Source organism: Streptomyces sp. NPDC017095 (assembly GCF_044332325.1).
In the GTDB taxonomy this organism is placed as follows: Bacteria; Actinomycetota; Actinomycetes; order Streptomycetales; family Streptomycetaceae; genus Streptomyces.
The window spans coordinates 36,001-54,305 of record NZ_JBIROU010000011.1 but is presented as its reverse complement, the minus strand read 5'-3'; the positions used below and the strand labels follow the sequence as shown (position 1 = coordinate 54,305).

General features: G+C 74.3%; 22 protein-coding genes. 20 read left to right on the top strand and 2 right to left on the bottom strand.

Annotated features, from left to right (window positions below; genetic code table 11):
* Positions 1-56 precede the first annotated feature (56 nt).
* The 9 genes from hisD to ACH4OA_RS22580 all read left to right on the top strand — a co-directional run bounded on the left by hisD (position 57) and on the right by ACH4OA_RS22580 (position 7,081).
* Positions 57-1,382 carry a histidinol dehydrogenase gene (hisD, locus tag ACH4OA_RS22620; protein WP_397970430.1) on the top strand — a complete coding sequence of 442 codons (1,326 nt, stop codon included), beginning with the start codon at positions 57-59 and terminating at the stop codon, positions 1,380-1,382.
* A complete protein-coding gene (locus tag ACH4OA_RS22615; RefSeq protein ID WP_365872333.1) occupies positions 1,379-2,491 on the top strand; it encodes a histidinol-phosphate transaminase in 1,113 nt (370 codons plus the stop codon). Before hisD ends, ACH4OA_RS22615 begins: the two co-directional genes overlap by 4 nt.
* On the top strand, positions 2,488-3,081 hold the full coding sequence (gene hisB, locus ACH4OA_RS22610; protein ID WP_365872331.1) for an imidazoleglycerol-phosphate dehydratase HisB: 594 nt from the start codon (positions 2,488-2,490) through the stop codon (positions 3,079-3,081). Before ACH4OA_RS22615 ends, hisB begins: the two co-directional genes overlap by 4 nt.
* A gap of 4 nt (positions 3,082-3,085) precedes the next feature.
* Positions 3,086-3,250, top strand: a complete 165-nt coding sequence (locus tag ACH4OA_RS22605) for a hypothetical protein (RefSeq protein ID WP_365872329.1) — start codon at positions 3,086-3,088, stop codon at positions 3,248-3,250.
* Positions 3,241-3,885, top strand: a complete 645-nt coding sequence (gene hisH, locus ACH4OA_RS22600; RefSeq protein ID WP_397970427.1) for an imidazole glycerol phosphate synthase subunit HisH — start codon at positions 3,241-3,243, stop codon at positions 3,883-3,885. Before ACH4OA_RS22605 ends, hisH begins: the two co-directional genes overlap by 10 nt.
* Positions 3,886-3,888: 3 nt before the next feature.
* Positions 3,889-4,614: a bifunctional 1-(5-phosphoribosyl)-5-((5-phosphoribosylamino)methylideneamino)imidazole-4-carboxamide isomerase/phosphoribosylanthranilate isomerase PriA gene (priA, locus tag ACH4OA_RS22595; RefSeq protein WP_365872325.1), complete on the top strand. Its 726-nt coding sequence runs from the start codon at positions 3,889-3,891 to the stop codon at positions 4,612-4,614.
* Entirely contained in the window at positions 4,611-5,006 is a 396-nt protein-coding gene (locus ACH4OA_RS22590; RefSeq protein ID WP_397940660.1) for a RidA family protein, read from the top strand. The genes priA and ACH4OA_RS22590 overlap by 4 nt, the downstream gene beginning before the upstream one ends.
* Positions 5,003-5,758 (top strand): imidazole glycerol phosphate synthase subunit HisF, encoded by a 756-nt coding sequence (hisF, locus tag ACH4OA_RS22585; RefSeq protein WP_365872321.1) that lies wholly within the window; start codon positions 5,003-5,005, stop codon positions 5,756-5,758. The genes ACH4OA_RS22590 and hisF overlap by 4 nt, the downstream gene beginning before the upstream one ends.
* Before the next feature lie 84 nt (positions 5,759-5,842).
* Complete coding sequence (locus ACH4OA_RS22580; protein WP_397970424.1) at positions 5,843-7,081, top strand: MFS transporter; 1,239 nt, start codon at positions 5,843-5,845, stop codon at positions 7,079-7,081.
* A gap of 19 nt (positions 7,082-7,100) precedes the next feature.
* Here the strand turns inward: ACH4OA_RS22580 and ACH4OA_RS22575 are convergent, their stop codons facing one another.
* Complete coding sequence (locus ACH4OA_RS22575; RefSeq protein ID WP_397945763.1) at positions 7,101-7,736, bottom strand: TIGR03085 family metal-binding protein; 636 nt, start codon at positions 7,734-7,736, stop codon at positions 7,101-7,103.
* Between the two features lie 83 nt (positions 7,737-7,819).
* Between ACH4OA_RS22575 and hisI the strand changes: the two genes are divergently transcribed.
* The 11 genes from hisI to lgt all read left to right on the top strand — a co-directional run bounded on the left by hisI (position 7,820) and on the right by lgt (position 16,645).
* Entirely contained in the window at positions 7,820-8,221 is a 402-nt protein-coding gene (gene hisI, locus ACH4OA_RS22570; protein ID WP_397940666.1) for a phosphoribosyl-AMP cyclohydrolase, read from the top strand.
* Positions 8,222-8,232: 11 nt separating this feature from the next.
* Positions 8,233-9,711 (top strand): anthranilate synthase component I, encoded by a 1,479-nt coding sequence (locus ACH4OA_RS22565; protein WP_397970422.1) that lies wholly within the window; start codon positions 8,233-8,235, stop codon positions 9,709-9,711.
* Between the two features lie 52 nt (positions 9,712-9,763).
* Positions 9,764-10,402: a TIGR02234 family membrane protein gene (locus ACH4OA_RS22560; RefSeq protein ID WP_397970419.1), complete on the top strand. Its 639-nt coding sequence runs from the start codon at positions 9,764-9,766 to the stop codon at positions 10,400-10,402.
* Between the two features lie 115 nt (positions 10,403-10,517).
* Positions 10,518-10,775 carry an HGxxPAAW family protein gene (locus ACH4OA_RS22555; RefSeq protein WP_365941847.1) on the top strand — a complete coding sequence of 86 codons (258 nt, stop codon included), beginning with the start codon at positions 10,518-10,520 and terminating at the stop codon, positions 10,773-10,775.
* 111 nt (positions 10,776-10,886) lie between these two features.
* Complete coding sequence (locus tag ACH4OA_RS22550; protein WP_397970416.1) at positions 10,887-11,369, top strand: DUF2752 domain-containing protein; 483 nt, start codon at positions 10,887-10,889, stop codon at positions 11,367-11,369.
* 134 nt (positions 11,370-11,503) lie between these two features.
* Positions 11,504-12,313: an indole-3-glycerol phosphate synthase TrpC gene (trpC, locus tag ACH4OA_RS22545; protein WP_397940672.1), complete on the top strand. Its 810-nt coding sequence runs from the start codon at positions 11,504-11,506 to the stop codon at positions 12,311-12,313.
* A 20-nt stretch (positions 12,314-12,333) separates the two neighbouring features.
* Positions 12,334-12,549 carry a tryptophan biosynthesis modulator TrpM gene (trpM, locus tag ACH4OA_RS22540; RefSeq protein WP_365877704.1) on the top strand — a complete coding sequence of 72 codons (216 nt, stop codon included), beginning with the start codon at positions 12,334-12,336 and terminating at the stop codon, positions 12,547-12,549.
* Between the two features lie 56 nt (positions 12,550-12,605).
* Positions 12,606-13,889, top strand: coding sequence for a tryptophan synthase subunit beta (gene trpB, locus ACH4OA_RS22535; protein WP_365877701.1), 1,284 nt, complete (start codon positions 12,606-12,608; stop codon positions 13,887-13,889).
* Complete coding sequence (gene trpA / locus ACH4OA_RS22530) at positions 13,886-14,704, top strand: tryptophan synthase subunit alpha (RefSeq protein WP_365877699.1); 819 nt, start codon at positions 13,886-13,888, stop codon at positions 14,702-14,704. Before trpB ends, trpA begins: the two co-directional genes overlap by 4 nt.
* Before the next feature lie 109 nt (positions 14,705-14,813).
* A complete protein-coding gene (locus tag ACH4OA_RS22525) occupies positions 14,814-15,590 on the top strand; it encodes a DsbA family protein (protein ID WP_397940678.1) in 777 nt (258 codons plus the stop codon).
* A gap of 80 nt (positions 15,591-15,670) precedes the next feature.
* On the top strand, positions 15,671-16,645 hold the full coding sequence (gene lgt, locus ACH4OA_RS22520; RefSeq protein ID WP_397970413.1) for a prolipoprotein diacylglyceryl transferase: 975 nt from the start codon (positions 15,671-15,673) through the stop codon (positions 16,643-16,645).
* A gap of 112 nt (positions 16,646-16,757) precedes the next feature.
* Here the strand turns inward: lgt and ACH4OA_RS22515 are convergent, their stop codons facing one another.
* A complete protein-coding gene (locus ACH4OA_RS22515) occupies positions 16,758-18,125 on the bottom strand; it encodes an ADP-ribosylglycohydrolase family protein (protein ID WP_397970410.1) in 1,368 nt (455 codons plus the stop codon).
* Positions 18,126-18,305 lie beyond the last annotated feature (180 nt).

Sequence of the window (18,305 nt, the reverse complement as noted above, 5' to 3'; positions counted from 1 at the left end):
ATCAGCCATTGATACGCGCGAACGGCCCGCCGCGGCGGTCTGAGAGAATTGGAACCGTGATCTCCCGAATCGATCTGCGCGGCGACGCCCTCCCCGAGGGCCCCGCCCTGCGCGACCTGCTGCCCCGAGCCGACTTCGACGTCTCGGCCGCCCTGGAGAAGGTGCGGCCGATCTGCGAGGCCGTGCATCATCGAGGCGACGCGGCGCTGATCGACTTCGCCGAGAAGTTCGACGGAGTACGGCTGGAAACCGTCCGTGTCCCGGCCCAGGCGCTCACCGACGCGCTCGCCGCCCTGGACCCGGCCGTGCGGGCCGCGCTGGAGGAGTCCATCCGCCGCGCCCGGCTGGTCCACCGCGCGCAGCGCCGTGAGACCCACACCACCCAGGTGGTGCCCGGCGGCTCGGTCACCGAGAAGTGGGTGCCGGTCGAGCGGGTCGGTCTGTACGCGCCGGGCGGGCGGTCCGTCTACCCGTCGTCCGTGGTCATGAACGTCGTGCCGGCCCAGGAGGCCGGGGTGGAGTCCATCGCGCTCGCCTCGCCGGCGCAGGCCGGTTTCGGCGGCCTGCCGCACCCGACGATCCTCGCCGCCTGCGCCCTGCTCGGCGTGGACGAGGTGTACGCGGCCGGCGGCGCCACCGCCGTCGCGATGTTCGCCTACGGCACCGAGTCCTGCCCGCCCGCCCCCATGGTCACCGGCCCGGGCAACATCTGGGTCGCCGCCGCCAAGCGCTACTTCACCGGCCGCATCGGCATCGACGCCGAGGCCGGCCCGACCGAGATCGCGATCCTCGCGGACGCCGCCGCCGACCCGGTGCACGTCGCCTCCGACCTGATCAGCCAGGCCGAGCACGACCCGCTCGCGGCGGCCGTCCTGGTCACCGACTCCGCCGAACTGGCCGACGCGGTGGAGAAGGAACTCGGGCCCCAGGCCGAGGCCACCAAGCACACCGAGGACCGGATCGTGCCCGCGCTGCGGGGCAGGCAGTCCGCGATCGTCCTCGTGGACGGCATCGAGGAGGGCCTGAAGGTGGTCGACGCCTACGGCGCCGAGCACCTGGAGATCCAGACCGCCGACGCCGCCGCGGTCGCCGACCGGGTGCGCAACGCGGGCGCGGTCTTCATCGGCCCCTGGGCGCCCGTCTCGCTCGGCGACTACGCGGCCGGGTCCAACCACGTCCTGCCCACCGGCGGCTGCGCCTGCCACTCCTCGGGCCTGTCCGTCCAGTCCTTCCTGCGCGGCATCCACATCGTGGACTACACACGCGACGCGCTCGCCGAGGTCGCCCACCACGTGGTGACGCTGGCGGAGGCGGAGGACCTGCCCGCGCACGGCGCGGCGATCAAGGCGAGGTTCGGCTGGAAGGTGCCCGAGAGCAAGTGAGCGACGTGAGGATCGACGATCTGCCCGTACGGGACGAGCTGCGCGGCAAGTCCCCCTACGGCGCGCCCCAGCTGGACGTCCCGGTCCGGCTGAACACCAACGAGAACCCCTACCCGCTGCCCGAGCCGCTGGTCGAGCGGATCGCGGAGCGGGTGCGGGAGGCCGCCCGCGACCTGAACCGCTACCCGGACCGGGACGCGGTCGAGCTGCGCACCGAGCTGGCCGCGTACCTGACGCGGACCGGCGGCCACCGGCTCGGCGCCGAGAACGTCTGGGCCGCGAACGGTTCCAACGAGGTCATCCAGCAACTGCTGCAGACCTTCGGCGGACCGGGCCGCACGGCGATCGGCTTCGAGCCGTCGTACTCGATGCACGCGCTCATCGCGCGCGGCACCGGCACCGGCTGGATCCCCGGCCCGCGCCGCGAGGACTTCACGATCGACCTCGCCGCCGCCGAGCGCGCGATCGCCGCGCACCGGCCGGACGTCGTCTTCGTCACCACCCCCAACAACCCCACCGGCAACGCGGTGCCCGCCGAGACCGTCCTCGCGCTGTACGAGGCGGCGCAGGCGGCCAAGCCGTCGATGGTGGTCGTGGACGAGGCCTACGTCGAGTTCAGCCACGGCGCCTCGCTGCTGCCGCTGCTGGCCGGCCGCCCGCACCTGGTGATCTCCCGGACCATGTCCAAGGCGTTCGGCGCGGCCGGCCTGCGCCTCGGCTACCTGGCCGCGCACCCGGCCGTCGTGGACGCCGTCCAGCTCGTCCGCCTGCCGTACCACCTGTCGGCCGTCACCCAGGCGACCGCCCTGGCCGCCCTGGAGCACACCGACACCCTGCTCGGCTACGTCCGGCAGCTCAAGTCCGAGCGGGACCGGCTGGTCACCGAGCTGCGCGCGCTCGGCTACGAGGTCACGGAGTCCGACGCGAACTTCGTGCAGTTCGGCCGGTTCCCGGACGCCCACGAGGCCTGGCAGCGCATCCTCGACCACGGCGTGCTGGTCCGGGACAACGGCGTACCGGGCCGGCTGCGGGTGACCGCCGGCACCCCGGAGGAGAACGACGCGTTCCTCGACGCGGTCCGTCAGCTGAAGAAGGAGCAGGGTTCATGAGCCGCACAGGACGCGTGGAGCGCACCACCAAGGAGACCTCGGTGCTGGTCGAGATAGACCTCGACGGCACCGGCCGGACCGACATCGCCACCGGCGTCGGCTTCTACGACCACATGCTCGACCAGCTCGGCCGGCACGGTCTGTTCGACCTGACCGTGAAGACCGACGGCGACCTGCACATCGACTCCCACCACACCATCGAGGACACCGCCCTCGCGCTGGGCGCCGCCTTCAAGCAGGCACTCGGCGACAAGGTGGGCATCTACCGCTTCGGCAACTGCACGGTCCCGCTGGACGAGTCCCTCGCCCAGGTCACCGTCGACCTGTCCGGCCGCCCCTACCTCGTGCACACCGAGCCCGAGACCATGGCACCGATGATCGGCGCGTACGACACCACGATGACCCGGCACATCCTGGAGTCCTTCGTCGCCCAGGCGCAGATCGCGCTGCACGTGCACGTGCCGTACGGCCGCAACGCCCACCACATCGTGGAGTGCCAGTTCAAGGCGCTGGCCCGGGCCCTGCGGTACGCGTCCGAGCGCGACCCCCGCGCGGCCGGCATCCTCCCGTCGACGAAGGGCGCGCTGTAACCCCATGAACAGTCTGTCGTCCCTGCTGATCGTCGTCGGCCTGTTCCTGGTCGGCGGCATCGTCTCCTTCGTCAAGCAGAAGATGCCCACCAGCCTGATCGTCCTCCTGTCGATCGCCGCGGGCCTGTGCCTGGTGGCGGGCGTCATGCGCCTGGAGGTGTGGAATTGAGCACGAAGAAGGTCGTCGTCTTCGACTACGGCTTCGGCAACGTCCGCTCCGCCGAACGCGCCCTCGCGCGCGTGGGCGCCGACGTCGAGATCACCCGTGACTTCGACCGGGCGATGAACGCCGACGGCCTGCTGGTGCCGGGCGTCGGCGCGTTCGCCGCCTGTATGAAGGGCCTGCGCGCCGCGCGCGGCGACTGGATCGTGGACCGCCGGCTGTCCGGCGGACGCCCGGTCATGGGCATCTGCGTCGGCATGCAGATCCTCTTCGCGCGCGGCATCGAGCACGGCGTGGAGGCCGAGGGCCTGGACGAGTGGCCCGGCACGGTCGGCCCGCTCCAGGCCGACGTGGTGCCGCACATGGGCTGGAACACCGTCGACGCGCCGGCCGGCACCCGGCTGTTCGCCGGCCTGGACGCCGACGCCCGCTTCTACTTCGTGCACTCCTACGCCGTCCACGAGTGGTCCCTGCCGACCCACAACCCGGTGATCGAGCCCCCCAAGGTCACCTGGGCCACGCACGGCGAGCCGTTCGTGGCCGCCGTGGAGAACGGCGCCCTGTGGGCCACCCAGTTCCACCCCGAGAAGTCCGGCGACGCCGGTGCCCAGCTCCTCACCAACTGGATCGGAACCCTGTAGACCATGGCCAAGCTCGAACTCCTCCCCGCCGTCGACGTCCGCGACGGCCAGGCCGTCCGCCTCGTGCACGGCGAGTCCGGGACCGAGACCTCCTACGGCTCCCCGCTGGAGGCCGCCCTCGCCTGGCAGCGCGCCGGCGCGGAGTGGCTGCACCTGGTCGACCTGGACGCCGCGTTCGGCACCGGGGACAACCGCGCCCTGATCGCCGAGGTCGCCCGGGCGATGGACATCAAGGTGGAGCTGTCCGGCGGCATCCGCGACGACGACACCCTCGCCGCCGCCCTGGCCACCGGCTGCACCCGGGTGAACCTCGGCACGGCCGCCCTGGAGACGCCCGAGTGGGTCGCCGAGGTCATCGCCGAGCACGGTGACAAGATCGCCGTCGGCCTGGACGTCCGGGGCACCACGCTGCGCGGGCGGGGCTGGACCCGCGACGGCGGCGACCTCTACGAGACGCTGGAGCGCCTGGACAAGGAGGGCTGCGCCCGCTACGTCGTCACCGACATCGCCAAGGACGGCACGCTCCAGGGCCCCAACCTGGAACTGCTGAAGAACGTGTGCGCGGCCACGGACCGCCCGGTGGTCGCCTCCGGCGGCGTCTCCTCCCTGGACGACCTGCGCGCCATCGCCGGCCTGGTCCCGCTCGGCGTCGAGGGCGCCATCGTCGGCAAGGCCCTGTACGCCAAGGCGTTCACCCTGGAAGAGGCCCTGACGGCGGTGTCCCGGTGAGCGACGTGCGACGCGTGGTGACCGGCGCGCCCTGGGAAGAGGAGTTCGGCTACTCCCGCGCGGTGGAGCTGCCGAACGGACTGGTGCTGGTCTCGGGCTGCACGTCCGTCGTGGACGGGCAGATTGCCGGGGGCGGCCCCTACGAGCAGGCGGCCAACGCCTTCCAGGTCGCCCTCTCGGCGCTGGAGCAGGTGGGACTCGGCCGGGACGACGTGGTGCGGACCCGCATGTACCTCACGCACGCCCGGGACGTGGAGGAGGTCGGCCGGGCCCACAAGGAGCTGTTCGACACCGTCCGGCCCGCCGCTTCCATGATCATCGTCTCCGGTCTCGTCGACCCCAGCCTGGTCGTCGAGGTCGAGGTGGAGGCGTTCCGGGGAGTGACCGCATGACCCTGGCCGTACGGGTGATCCCCTGCCTGGACGTGGACGGCGGCCGGGTCGTCAAGGGCGTCAACTTCCAGAACCTGCGCGACGCCGGCGACCCCGTCGAGATGGCCAAGGTCTACGACGCCGAGGGCGCCGACGAACTGACCTTCCTCGACATCACCGCGTCCTCCGGCAACCGAGAGACGACCTACGACGTGGTGCGCCGCACCGCCGAGCAGGTGTTCATCCCGCTGACGGTCGGCGGCGGCGTCCGCACCGCCGAGGACGTGGACAAGCTGCTGCGGGCGGGCGCCGACAAGGTGGGCGTGAACACCGCGGCGATCGCCCGCCCCGACCTGATCCGCGAGATCGCTGAGCGCTTCGGCCGCCAGGTGCTCGTGCTGTCGGTGGACGCCCGCCGGACCGGTCCGGGCGGCTTCGAGGTGACCACCCACGGCGGCCGGCGCGGCACCGGCATCGACGCGGTGGAGTGGGCGCACCGGGCGGCGGAGCTGGGCGCGGGCGAGATCCTGCTGAACTCCATGGACGCGGACGGCACCAAGGACGGCTACGACCTGGAGATGATCGCGGCGGTCCGCAAGCACGTCACCGTCCCGGTGATCGCCTCCGGCGGCGCCGGCCGGCTGGCCGACTTTCCGCCGGCCGTCGCGGCGGGCGCCGACGCGGTCCTGGCCGCCTCGGTCTTCCACTTCGGCGACCTGCGCATCGGCCAGGTGAAGCAGACCCTGCGGGACGCCGGCCACCCCGTCCGGTAGACCCGCCGCCTTCCCAAGGGCCCCGGCCGCCCGGCCGGGGCCTGCCGCACGCCCGCGACAGCCGCCCGAGGAGCGCCCCTTTCCGTGACCGCGCCGCTCATACCGCCGGCGACCGCGCACGCCCACCGTGACCCCCGCGTCCTGCGCTGGCTCGGCGCCTACACCTCCTCGATGCTCGGCGACAGCGTCTACTACCTCGCGCTGTCCTGGGCCGCCGTCCAGGCCGGCACGCCCGCGCAGGCCGGGCTGGTGATGTCCGCGAGCGCGCTGCCCCGGGCCGTGCTCCTGCTCGGCGGCGGCGTGCTCGCCGACCGGCTGGGCCCGCGCAGGGTCGTCATCGGCAGCGACGCCGTCCGCTGCGCCGCCGTCCTCGCCGTCGCCGCGCTGCTGTTCCTCACCCGCCCCGGACTGTGGCCGCTCGCCCTGCTCGCCCTGGTCTTCGGCGCCGTCGACGCGGTGTTCCTGCCGGCCGTGGGCGCCCTGCCGGCCCGGATCACCGGCCAGGACCAGCTCGCCCGCGTCCAGGGCCTGCGCGGCCTCGCCAACCGGGGCGCGAGCGTCGTCGGCGCCCCGCTCGGCGGCCTCGGCGTGGCCCTCGGCGGCGCCCCGGCCGCCTTCACCCTCGCCGGGGCGCTCATCGCCCTCTCGGTGCCGCTGCTGGTCTCCGTGCGGATCCCCGACCCGCGGGCGGACGGTCCGCCGGGCACCGCGAGGACCGCCTGGAGCGATCTGCGGGCCGGTCTGCGCCATGTCCGCCACCACCGCGTCCTGGGACCGCTGATGATCGCCATCGCCCTCGGCGACCTCGGCTTCGTCGGCCCGCTGAACGTCGGTCTGACCCTGCTCGCCGACCGGCGCGGCTGGGGCGCCGCCGGACTGGGCTGGGTGCTGGCCGGATTCGGCACCGGCGCGGGCGCCGCCGCGCTGCTGCTGGCGGCCCGCGGCCGGGTGCCGCGCGCCGGACTGGTCACCGGGTGCGCGTGCACCGCCGGCGCCGTGGCCCTCGGCGCCCTCGCCTTCGTGCCGGCCCTGACCGCCGCCGTCGGCACCGCCCTGCTGGTCGGCCTGCTCACCGGTCTCAGCGGCGCCCTGTGCGGCGCCCTGCTTCAGACCCAGTCCGACCCCGCCTACCTGGGCCGGGTCACCGCCGTCTCCGGCCTCGTCAGCCTCGGCCTGGCCCCGCTGAGCATGCCCCTGGCGGCCGCCGCGGCCGGCACCTTCGGACTCGGCCCGGTCTACGCCGTCAGCGCCGCCGTCTGCGGACTCGGCGGCCTCGTCGTCCTCGCCGTACCGGCCCTGCGCGGCGCCGAACTGCCCGGCTGACCGCGCCCGGGCCGTGGTCTCAGATGCCGAGCTGCTTCGACTCGTGCAGCCGGGAGACCGCCTCCGCGTCGCCGTCCAGCTCCACCCGGGCAGCGTTCTGCCGCCCGTACGCGAACATCAGCAGCTCCGACGGCTCACCGGTCACCGTGACCACCGGCGTGCCCCGGTGCGCCACCACGGTCTGCCCGTCCGGGCGGCGCAGCACCAGACCCGTCGGCACACCCCGGCCCATCAGCCGCGCCGCCCGCTCCAGCCGGGACCACAGCGTGTCCTGGAAGACCGGGTCCAGCTCGCGCGGCGTCCAGTCCGGCTGGGCCCGGCGGACGTCCTCGGTGTGGACGTAGAACTCGATGATGTTGGCCGCCTCGTCGACCTGCTTGAGCTGGAAGGGCGAGAACCGGGGCGGGCCGGTGCGGATGAGCTGGATCAGCTCCTCGTACGGCTTCGCCGTGTACTCGGCCATCACCTTCTCCAGGCGCGGCGCGAGCTGTCTGAGCAGCGTGCCGCCCGCCGCGTCCGGCCGGCGCTCGCGCACGATCACGTGCGCGGCCAGGTCCCGGGTCCGCCAGCCCTCGCAGAGGGTTTCGGCGTCCGGCCCGACGGTTTCCAAGAGGTCGGCGAGCAGCAGCCGTTCACGCTTGGCGAAGGTCGACATGGGGAAAGCCTACGGCCAGGCGGCCGGTCCGCTCAATGGACGGGGGAGCGGGCCCGGCCGGCGCGCGCGGCACAATGGCACCCATGACCAGTACGACCGGCAGCCCCCGGCCCAGCAGCCTCGACCCGGAGATCGCCGCGCGGCTCAAGCGCAGCGCCGACGGTCTCGTCCCCGCCATCGCCCAGCAGTACGACACCGGCGAGGTGCTGATGCTCGGCTGGATGGACGACGAGGCACTGCACAGGACGCTGACCACCGGCCGTTGCACCTACTGGTCGCGCAGCCGCCGGGAGTACTGGGTCAAGGGCGACACCTCCGGCCACGTCCAGCGGGTGAAGTCGGTCGCGCTGGACTGCGACGCCGACACCCTGCTGGTCAAGGTGGACCAGGTGGGCGCCGCCTGCCACACCGGCGCGCGCACCTGCTTCGACGCGGACGTGCTCCTTCAGGACGCCGGTTCCGCCGCCCCGGCGTCCGCTCAGTAAGGTCGGCCGCCATGGACCTCGAGACCTTCCGCGAACTGGCCACCGACCGGCGTGTCATCCCGGTCACCCGCAAGCTCCTCGCCGACGGCGACACCCCGGTCGCCGTCTACCGCAAACTGGCCGCCGAACGCCCGGGCACCTTCCTGCTGGAGTCCGCGGAGAACGGCCGCTCCTGGTCCCGGTACTCCTTCGTCGGCGTCCGCAGCGCCGCCACGCTCACCGCGCGCGACGGACAGGCCCATTGGACCGGCACCCCGCCCGTCGGCGTCCCCACGGACGGTGACCCACTCGTGGCCCTGCGCGCCACCCTCCAGGCCCTGCACACCCCGCACCAGGAGGGCCTGCCGCCGTTCACCGGCGGCATGGTCGGCTACCTGGGCTACGACATCGTGCGCCGCCTGGAGAAGATCGGCCCGGGCGAGCGCGACGACCTGGAGCTGCCCGAGCTGACCATGCTGCTCACCAGCGACCTCGCGGTGATGGACCACTGGGAGGGCTCGGTCCTGCTGATCGCCAACGCGATCAACCACAACGACCTGGACACCGGAGTCGACGAGGCGTACGCGGACGCCGTGGCCCGCCTGGACGCCATGGAGGCGGACCTGTCCCGCTCCGTCGCCCAGCCCCCGGCGCAGCTGCCGCCCTCGGAGCTGCCCGGGTACACCGCCCGCTGGGGCGGCCCCGACTACCAGCGGGCCGTCGAGGACGTCAAGGAACGCATCCGCGCGGGCGAGGCCTTCCAGGTCGTGCCCTCCCAGCGGTTCGAGACGCCGTGCACGGCGAGCGCCCTGGACGTCTACCGGGTGCTGCGCGCCACCAACCCCTCGCCGTACATGTACCTCTTCCGCTTCGACGGCTTCGACGTCGTCGGCTCCTCCCCGGAAGCGCTGGTGAAGGTGGAGGACGGGCGCGCGCTGGTGCACCCCATCGCCGGCACCCGGCACCGCGGGGCCACCCCGCAGGAGGACCAGGCGCTCGCCGAGGAACTGCTCGCCGACCCCAAGGAGCGTGCCGAGCACCTGATGCTGGTCGACCTCGGCCGCAACGACCTCGGCCGGGTCTGCGAGCCCGGCTCGGTCGAGGTGGTCGACTTCATGTCCGTCGAGCGCTACTCGCACGTGATGCACATCGTCTCCACCGTCACCGGCAAGGTGGCGCCCGGCCGCACCGCCTTCGACGTGCTCACCGCGTGCTTCCCGGCGGGCACCCTCTCCGGCGCCCCCAAGCCCCGCGCGATACAGATCATCGACGAACTCGAGCCGTCCCGGCGCGGCCTGTACGGCGGCTGCGTCGGCTATCTGGACTTCGCCGGCGACTCCGACACCGCGATCGCCATCCGCACGGCCCTGCTCCGCGACGGCACGGCCTACGTCCAGGCCGGCGCCGGCGTCGTCGCCGACTCCGACCCGGCCGCGGAGGACCAGGAGTGCCGCAACAAGGCGGCGGCGGTACTGCGCGCCGTGCACACGGCGAACCGCCTGGGACGCTAGGGCGTTTCTCATACGAACCCCGGGTGACGGTTCGCCCGGGGTTCAGGCGATAGTGGAGTACGTGACTGCCGTACCCCACCTCCCTTCCCAAGCCGCCGCACCCGCCCGGTCCGGCCGGCGGAGCCTCGCCGTCGCCCTCCTGTCCGGCGCGCTCGGCGCGGCCGTGGCGCTGCTCGCCACCCGGCAGCGCTGGGCGGAGGGCACCGCGACGGTGGCGGGCGGCGCGTTCCCGCTGACGGCCAAGGGCAGCGACGTCACCGGCGTCCCCGCGGCCCTCGCCATAGTGGGCCTCGCCGCGCTCGTCGCCGTCTTCGCCGTCCGCCGGGCCGGCCGCCTCCTGGTCTCCGCACTGCTCGCGCTGTCCGGCGCCGGGACCGCCGCCGCCGCCCTCGCGAGCGCCTCCGACAGCTCCGCGCTGGACGAGAAGGCGGCCCGGGTGAGCGGCGACAGCTCCGCCACGGTCGCCGCGCTCACCCACACCGGCTGGCCCTACGTCGCCGCCGCCGGCGGGGTGCTGATCCTGCTCGCCGGACTGCTCGCCCTGCGCTACGGCGGCCGGTGGCCCGCGATGTCCGGCCGGTACGAACGCGGCACCGACCGCCCCCGGCGCACCGCCCGCCCGGCCGACCCGGAGCGCCCCGAGGAGATCTGGAAGGCACTGGACCGGGGCGAGGACCCGACGGGCGCCTGAGCGGTGTGGTGAAACAGACGCCACCCCCGCGTCCGGCGCCCGCGGCCGTGCGGGACAATGGACGACGAGCGTACGACGCCTATCACGAGACGTACACAGCAACGAGGAGCAAGTCATGGCGGGCAGCAGCCACGGTCACACCCCGGCCGCCTGGACCGGTGTCATCATCGCCTTCATCGGTTTCTGCGTCGCGGGCGCCTTCATGGTGATGGCCCAGCCCGTCGGCTTCTGGGCCGGTATGGCGATCACGGTCCTCGGCGCGGTGGTCGGCGCGATCATGCGCGCCATGGGCCTCGGCATGCCGAAGCAGTCCGGCACCCTGCCGCACCAGAGCCCGGCACCGAGCCGCGAGCCGGTCGGGGCGGAGAGCTGATCCACAGGCGTCACCCGCGGGGCGGTCCGGCGGCCTAGAGCCGCGGGCCGCCCCGCGCGCGTACGGGGCCGCCGGCGCGCGGGCGGCGGTCCGGCGGGGCACAATGCCGACGTGAACGCCTCCGGCCGCCCGGCCCCGCCCCGCGCCCCCGCCCGGCGGCCGGCGCCCCTGGCTCCTGTCCGTCGGCTCGCGCCCCGCGGCCCCGTCCGGCGGCTCGCCGTCCCCGTGGCGCTGCTCGCGGCCGTCGCCGGTGCCTTCGCCTACGTCGGCGCCGTCGACCCGGACGAACCCGGCCACTACCCGGTCTGCCCGCTGTACCGGCTCAGCGGCCTGTACTGCCCCGGCTGCGGCGGACTGCGCGGCGCGCACGCCCTCGTCCACGGCGACCTGCTCACCGCCCTGCGCGACAACGCCCTCGGCGTGGCCGGCGCCCTGGGCTTCGCCGTGCTGTGGACGCTCTGGGCGGCCCGCGCGGCCCGCGGCCGCCCGCCGCTCCCCGGTCTCCCGCCGGCCGGCCTGTGGGCGGCCGGCGCCCTGGTGCTGGTGTTCACCGTCGTCCGGAACCTGCCGTTCGGTGGCTGGCTCCGCCCTTGATCACGGGACGGACGTCCAGGTAGTGGGACCGCCCTCCGCCGGATGCGGGGCCACGGCCCCGCTGCGGATACCATCGCATTGACCAAAGGTTTTCCGAACCTGAAGGAACCACCGTCTGGAAGGGGGCCGCTCGCGTGAGTGTGCTCGACGAGATCATCGACGGAGTCCGTGCCGACCTCGCCGAGCGGCAGGCACGCGTCAGCCTCGACGAGCTCAAGGAGCGCGCGGCCAAGGCCCCCGCCGCCAAGGACGGGGTGGCCGCGCTCAAGGGCGACGGCGTCAAGGTGATCTGCGAGGTCAAGCGCTCCAGCCCGTCCAAGGGCGCGCTGGCCGCGATCGCCGACCCGGCCGGACTCGCCGCGGACTACGAGGCGGGCGGCGCGGCCGTCATCTCCGTCCTCACCGAGCAGCGCCGCTTCGGCGGCTCGCTCGCCGACCTGGAGGCCGTCCGCGCCCGCGTGGACATCCCGGTGCTGCGCAAGGACTTCATCGTCACGTCGTACCAGCTCTGGGAGGCCCGCGCGTACGGCGCCGACCTCGCGCTGCTGATCGTGGCCGCCCTGGACCAGCCGGCCCTGGAGTCGCTGATCGAGCGGGCGGTCTCCATCGGCCTGACCCCGCTGGTCGAGGTGCACGACGAGGACGAGGTCGAGCGGGCGGTGGACGCGGGCGCCAAGATCATCGGTGTCAACGCGCGCGACCTGAAGACGCTGGAGGTCGACCGCGGCACGTTCGAGCGGATCGCCCCCGAGATCCCGGACGAGCTGGTCAAGGTCGCCGAGTCCGGAGTGCGCGGCCCGCACGACCTGATCGCCTACGCCAACGCCGGCGCCGACGCGGTCCTGGTCGGCGAGTCCCTGGTCACCGGCCGCGACCCGAAGGCGGCGGTGGCCGACCTGGTGGCGGCGGGCGAACACCCGGCCCTGCGCCACGGGCGCGGCTGAGCGCCGCTAGGCTGGGGCCGATGACTCTCACCGTGACGACCGTGGACCGGCACGCGCGCCTGGCGCGCGGCTGCCGCCCGCGCGGCTGCCGCGCCCCGGCCCGCCGCGTCCACGGCCGCCGCGTGCGGTACGTCATCGGCGACGAACCCGGGCAGGTCAACGGCCGCCGAAGGCAGCGCGCCCTCCAGGGGCGCGGGGAACTGCGCGACACGCCGGGCCGGCCCGCGGCCGGCTGACCACCCCCGCCCCACGGCGCACAGTGTCTCTTCCGCACTCACCGTGAGGTTTCCGCATGCCCAGCGACTTCTTCGTTCCCGACCCCGAGGGCCGGGTCCCCAGCGCCGAGGGTTACTTCGGCGCGTTCGGCGGCAAGTTCATCCCGGAGGCCCTCGTCGCCGCCGTGGACGAGGTGGCCGTCGAGTACGACAAGGCCAAGCACGACCCGGAGTTCGCCCGCGAGCTGGACGACCTGCTGGTCCACTACACCGGCCGCCCGTCGGCGCTCACCGAGGTGCCGCGGTTCGCCGGACACGCCGGCGGCGCCCGGGTGTTCCTCAAGCGCGAGGACCTGAACCACACCGGCTCCCACAAGATCAACAACGTGCTCGGCCAGGCCCTGCTCACCCGGCGCATGGGCAAGACCCGGGTCATCGCCGAGACCGGCGCCGGCCAGCACGGCGTCGCCACGGCCACCGCCTGCGCGCTGTTCGGCCTCGACTGCACCATCTACATGGGCGAGATCGACACCGAGCGCCAGGCCCTCAACGTGGCCCGCATGCGCATGCTCGGCGCCGAGGTCGTCGCTGTGAAGTCCGGCAGCCGCACCCTGAAGGACGCCATCAACGAGGCGTTCCGGGACTGGGTCGCCAACGTCGACCACACCCACTACCTGTTCGGCACGGTCGCCGGCCCGCACCCCTTCCCGGCCATGGTCCGCGACTTCCACCGGGTGATCGGCGTCGAGGCCCGCCGCCAGATCCTGGAGCGCGCCGGACGCCTCCCGGACGCGGCCGTCGCCTGCGTCGGCGGCGGCTCCAACGCCATCGGCCTCTTCCACGCCTTCATCCCGGACGCGGGCGTCCGCCTGATCGGCTGCGAGCCCGCCGGCCACGGCATCGGGACCGGCGAGCACGCGGCCACCCTGACCGCGGGCGAGCCCGGCATCCTGCACGGCTCCCGGTCCTACGTCCTCCAGGACGACGAGGGCCAGATCACCGAGCCGTACTCGATCTCGGCCGGCCTGGACTACCCGGGCATCGGCCCCGAGCACGCGTACCTGAAGGACTCCGGCCGCGGCGAGTACCGCGCGGTCACCGACGACGCGGCCATGCGGGCCCTGCGCCTGCTGTCGCGCACCGAGGGCATCATCCCGGCCATCGAGAGCGCCCACGCCCTCGCCGGCGCCCTGGAGGTCGGCCGGGAGCTGGGCGAAGACGGCCTGATCCTGGTCAACCTGTCCGGCCGCGGCGACAAGGACATGGACACCGCCGCGCGCTACTTCGGCCTGTACGACACCGACGCCGAGGTCGCGGCCGACGCCGCCGACACCGCCGAGATCGAGGGAGACGCCAAGTGAGCGGGAACATCCAGCTGCTGTCGGACACCCTCGCGGGCGCCAAGGCCGAGGGCCGCTCCGCGCTCATCGCCTACCTCCCGGCCGGGTTCCCGACCGTGGACGGCGGCATCGAGGCCGTCCGGGCCGTCCTGGACGGCGGCGCGGACGTGGTCGAGGTCGGCCTGCCGCACAGCGACCCGGTGCTCGACGGCCCGGTCATCCAGACCGCGGACGACATCGCCCTGCGCGGCGGGGTGCGGATCGCCGACGTCCTCCGCACGGTCCGGGAGGCCCACCGGGCCACCGGGAAGCCGGTCCTCGTCATGACGTACTGGAACCCCGTCGACCGCTACGGCGTCGAGCGCTTCACCGCCGAGCTGGCCGAGGCGGGCGGCGCCGGCTGCATCCTGCCCGACCTGCCGGTGCAGGAGTCGGCGCTGTGGCGCGAGCACGCCGAAAAGCACGGCCTCGCCACCGTCTTCGTCGTGGCGCCGAGCAGCAAGGACGAGCGGCTCGCCGAGATCACCGCGGCGGGCAGCGGATTCGTCTACGCGGCCTCCCTCATGGGGGTCACCGGCACCCGTGAGTCCGTCGGCGCGCAGGCCCAGGACCTGGTCGAGCGCACCCGCGGCACCGGCACCGCGCTGCCGGTCTGCGTCGGGCTCGGCGTCTCCACCCCGGCCCAGGCCGCCGAGGTGGCCGGCTTCGCCGACGGCGTGATCGTCGGATCGGCGTTCGTCAAGCGGATGCTGGACGCGCCGGACCACGCCGCCGGCCTCGCGGCGGTGCGCGAGCTGGCCGGGGAACTGGCGAAGGGCGTACGCGGACAGGCGTGACCGCCCGCGGTGACCGTCGGCATGCCCTTCGTCAAGGGAGTCGGTCACTCGAACGGGTGGACCTGGGACCGGGGAGGCGCGCTGCGCCTCCCCGGTTCGTTCTGGGGGTGTGAGCGAGAAGAACCGTGACGGAAAGCGCACCGCCCGGGAGCGGCTGGCGGTCGAGCGCGAGAAGCAGAAGTCCGCGGACAGGCGCCGGCGCGCGCTGATCGTGGGCGCGAGCGTCGTGTGCGTCCTGGGCCTCGCGGCGGTGATCGGCGTGGTCGCCGCGAACGCCGGCAAGGACAAGAAGAGCGCCGACGCCGGCCCGGCCGTGGCACCCTCGGGCGCGCAGGGCAAGGACAGCCTCGCGCTCCCGGTCGGCAAGGACGGCGCCGGGTCGACGCTCACCGTCTGGGAGGATTTCCGCTGCCCGGCCTGCCAGGCCTTCGAGGTGGCGTACCGGCCGGTGCTCCACGAGCTGACCGACGCCGGCAAGCTCAGGATCGAGTACCACCTGGTCCGGCTGATCGACGGCAACCTCGGCGGCACCGGCTCGCTGCGCGCCGCCAACGCCGCCGCCTGCGCCCAGGACGCCGGGAAGTTCCGCGACTACCACGACGTGCTGTTCGCGAACCAGCCCAAGGAGACCGACGACGCCTTCGCGGACAACGGCAGGCTGACCGGGCTGGCCGGCAAGGTGAAGGGCCTGGACACGCCCGCGTTCCGCTCCTGCGTCGACAAGGGCACCCACGACGGCTGGGTGGAGAAGTCCCACCAGGCGTTCCGCACCGGCGGCTTCAACGGCACGCCCACGGTGCTGCTCGGCGGCAAGAACATCTACCAGGACCGGACGATGACCCCGGCCAAGCTGAAGCAGACGGTGGAGGCGGCCGACCGGCGGTGAGCGTGCACCGCGCCCGTTATGGACCCGTAGCCGGGCTGCTTGCCGTCCCCACGGCCCGGCACGGTAGCGTCGGACCTGCCATGAACCTTGCCTATATCCCCAGCCCGTCGCACGGGGTGCTGTACCTCGGCTCCCTCCCGCTGCGCGGCTACGCCTTCTGCATCATCATCGGCGTCTTCGTTGCCGTCTGGTTCGGCAACAGGCGTTGGATCGCCCGCGGCGGGCAGCCCGGCACGGTCGCCGACATCGCCGTCTGGGCCGTGCCGTTCGGCCTGGTCGGCGGCCGGCTCTACCACGTGATCACGGACTACGAGCTGTACTTCGGCGCGGGCCGCGACTGGGTGGACGCCTTCAAGGTCTGGGAGGGCGGCCTCGGCATCTGGGGCGCCATCGCGCTCGGCGCGCTCGGCGCGTGGATCGGCGCCCGTCGCCGGGGCGTCCCGATGCCCGCGTACGCCGACGCCGTCGCGCCCGGCATCGCGTTCGCGCAGGCCATCGGCCGCTGGGGCAACTGGTTCAACCAGGAGCTGTACGGCCGGGAGACCCATGTGCCCTGGGCGCTGCACATCACCTCGTCCGAGGGCGGCCGGGTGCCGGGCTACTACCACCCGACGTTCCTGTACGAGTCCCTGTGGTGCGTCGGCGTCGGCCTGCTGGTGATCTGGGCGGACCGCCGGTTCCGGCTGGGGCACGGCCGGGCGTTCGCCCTGTACGTCGCGGCGTACTGCGTGGGCCGCGGCTGGATCGAGTACATGCGGGTGGACGACGCCCACCACATCCTGGGCCTGCGCCTGAACGACTGGACCGCGCTGGTCGTCTTCCTGCTGGCGGTGACCTACATGGTGGTGTCGGCGAAGAAGCGGCCGGGCCGGGAAGCGGTGGTCGAACCGGGTGCGGTGAGCGCCGGCGACGCGGCCGACACGACGCCCGACACGGATGCCGAGGGTGAGGACGAGGCCGGGACCGCCGGGCGGACGGCGCCGGCGGCGGACAAGACGGAACCGGCGCCCGCGCCGGACTCCAAGCCGGAACCGGAGTCGGCCGAGAAGAGCTGACCGGCCGGCGGACCGACACGGAGGGCGCCCGGGGAACCCCGGGCGCCCTCGGCGTGTGCGGGGGCGGGCGGCCCCGGGGTCACCCGGTCCGGCAAGGTGGCCGGCAGGCCCGTCAGAGCGCCTGCCGGCGGGTGAGCTGGGCGAGGGTGTCGAAGCCGGACCCGTCGAAGTCGGCGAGGCGGCTGGCGAGCCGGTTCTTCAGCGGGGCCCGCCAGTGTTCGGGCAGCGCGTCCGGGGAGCCGGCGAGCAGACCGGCGACACTGCCCGCGGCGGCGCCGGCCGAGGCGGTGTCCCAGCCGCCGGACACGGCACGGCCCACGGAGCCGGTGAAGTCGCCGTCGGCGTGGGTGAGGGCGGCGGCGAGCAGGGCGGTGGTGGGGACGGCGTGCAGCCGGTGGTGGGTGGCGGCGTAGCGGCCCTGGAGGGCGTCCGCCACGTCCGCGAAGTCCGTCGTGCTCCGGGCCAGCCGGACGGCGTGGGCGACGGCCGCCGCCAGCCGGGACCGGGGCGGGAGGACCGCGCGGCCGGCGCGCAGGCAGGCGTGGACGTCCTCGGTGCCGGTGGCGGCGGTGGCGATGACGGCGGCGGTGAACATCGCCGCGTAGACGCCGTTGGCGGTGTGGGTGAGGACCGCGTCGCGGTGCGCCTGCCGGGCGGCGGCGGCCGGGTCGCCCGGGTGGGTCCAGCCGTGCACGTCGGCGCGGACCAGGGCGCCGGTCCATTCGCGGAACGGGTTGCGGTGGCGGGCGGTGTGCGGGGGTTCCACGCCGGCCAGCAGATTGCGCAGGGCGAGCCGCTCGGCGGTGGAGGTGCGGCCGGCCGGCAGTTCGTCGAGCCAGAGCCGGGCCACGTCGTCGGTCGTGAACGCCTTGCCGTGCCGCTGGAGCAGCAGCAGGCCGAGCAGGGTGTGGTCGAGTTCGCCGGTCGAGGGCATGCCGTCGATGTTCTCGGCGAGGCAGGGGGCGGCGTCCCGGGGGTTCCACGGGTGGGCGGCCAGGAGGTCCCCGGGGACCGACCGGGCGGTGAAGTAGCCGGCGGGGGGCCAGTTCCCGGCCGCCTCGGCGAGGGCGCGCAGCCCGTCGAGGGGGAGCGTCTCGACGGGCTTGCCGAGCAGACAGCCGACGGCCCGGCCGAGCCAGGCGGCTTCGAGGGCGGCGCGGTAGCGCTCCGCGGGAACGCGGGGCCCGGCGGGGGGCGCCGGCCAGGCGGGGCACAGCGACATGATCCGGGTCGGGTCCGTCGGCTCGTCCTCGGCGAAGCGGCCGGGCAGATCGGCGAGTTCGTCCAGCAGGTCCTCGGCCAGCAGGCGCAGGTAGCGGGAGACGCCGGGCGCGGACGCCCCGGCCCGCTCCGGGGCGTCCGGGCCGCCCGCCGCCCGCCAGCGCGCCTCGACCGCCTTCGGTTCACGCCCGTCCAGCCGGGCCTGGCGCAGTTCGTGGCCCAGCAGGTCTTCCGGCTGGACCCAGGTCAGACGGAGCACGGGCGGCCTCCGAGAGGACCGGCCGCGCGCTCGGGGGCGCGGGTCCCGTCCCGGCCGGCGGCCTCGCGCGCGACCCCGGCGGGCGCCGGGCCGGGCGCCCACGGCCCCTGCCGGCCGTTATCCGCGGCCGCCGGGGCGAGGGACCGGGCGGTGCGCCAGGCGTTGCCGCCGGCCGGTACT

Coding starts and splice junctions, on each gene's coding strand:
- hisB (WP_365872331.1), top strand. CDS start 2,488: ATGAGCCGCACAGGACGCGTGGAGCGCACCACCAAGGAGACCTCGGTG.
- ACH4OA_RS22605 (WP_365872329.1), top strand. CDS start 3,086: ATGAACAGTCTGTCGTCCCTGCTGATCGTCGTCGGCCTGTTCCTGGTC.
- priA (WP_365872325.1), top strand. CDS start 3,889: ATGGCCAAGCTCGAACTCCTCCCCGCCGTCGACGTCCGCGACGGCCAG.
- hisF (WP_365872321.1), top strand. CDS start 5,003: ATGACCCTGGCCGTACGGGTGATCCCCTGCCTGGACGTGGACGGCGGC.
- ACH4OA_RS22575 (WP_397945763.1), bottom strand. CDS start 7,736: ATGTCGACCTTCGCCAAGCGTGAACGGCTGCTGCTCGCCGACCTCTTG.
- hisI (WP_397940666.1), top strand. CDS start 7,820: ATGACCAGTACGACCGGCAGCCCCCGGCCCAGCAGCCTCGACCCGGAG.
- ACH4OA_RS22565 (WP_397970422.1), top strand. CDS start 8,233: ATGGACCTCGAGACCTTCCGCGAACTGGCCACCGACCGGCGTGTCATC.
- ACH4OA_RS22555 (WP_365941847.1), top strand. CDS start 10,518: ATGGCGGGCAGCAGCCACGGTCACACCCCGGCCGCCTGGACCGGTGTC.
- trpM (WP_365877704.1), top strand. CDS start 12,334: ATGACTCTCACCGTGACGACCGTGGACCGGCACGCGCGCCTGGCGCGC.
- trpB (WP_365877701.1), top strand. CDS start 12,606: ATGCCCAGCGACTTCTTCGTTCCCGACCCCGAGGGCCGGGTCCCCAGC.
- lgt (WP_397970413.1), top strand. CDS start 15,671: ATGAACCTTGCCTATATCCCCAGCCCGTCGCACGGGGTGCTGTACCTC.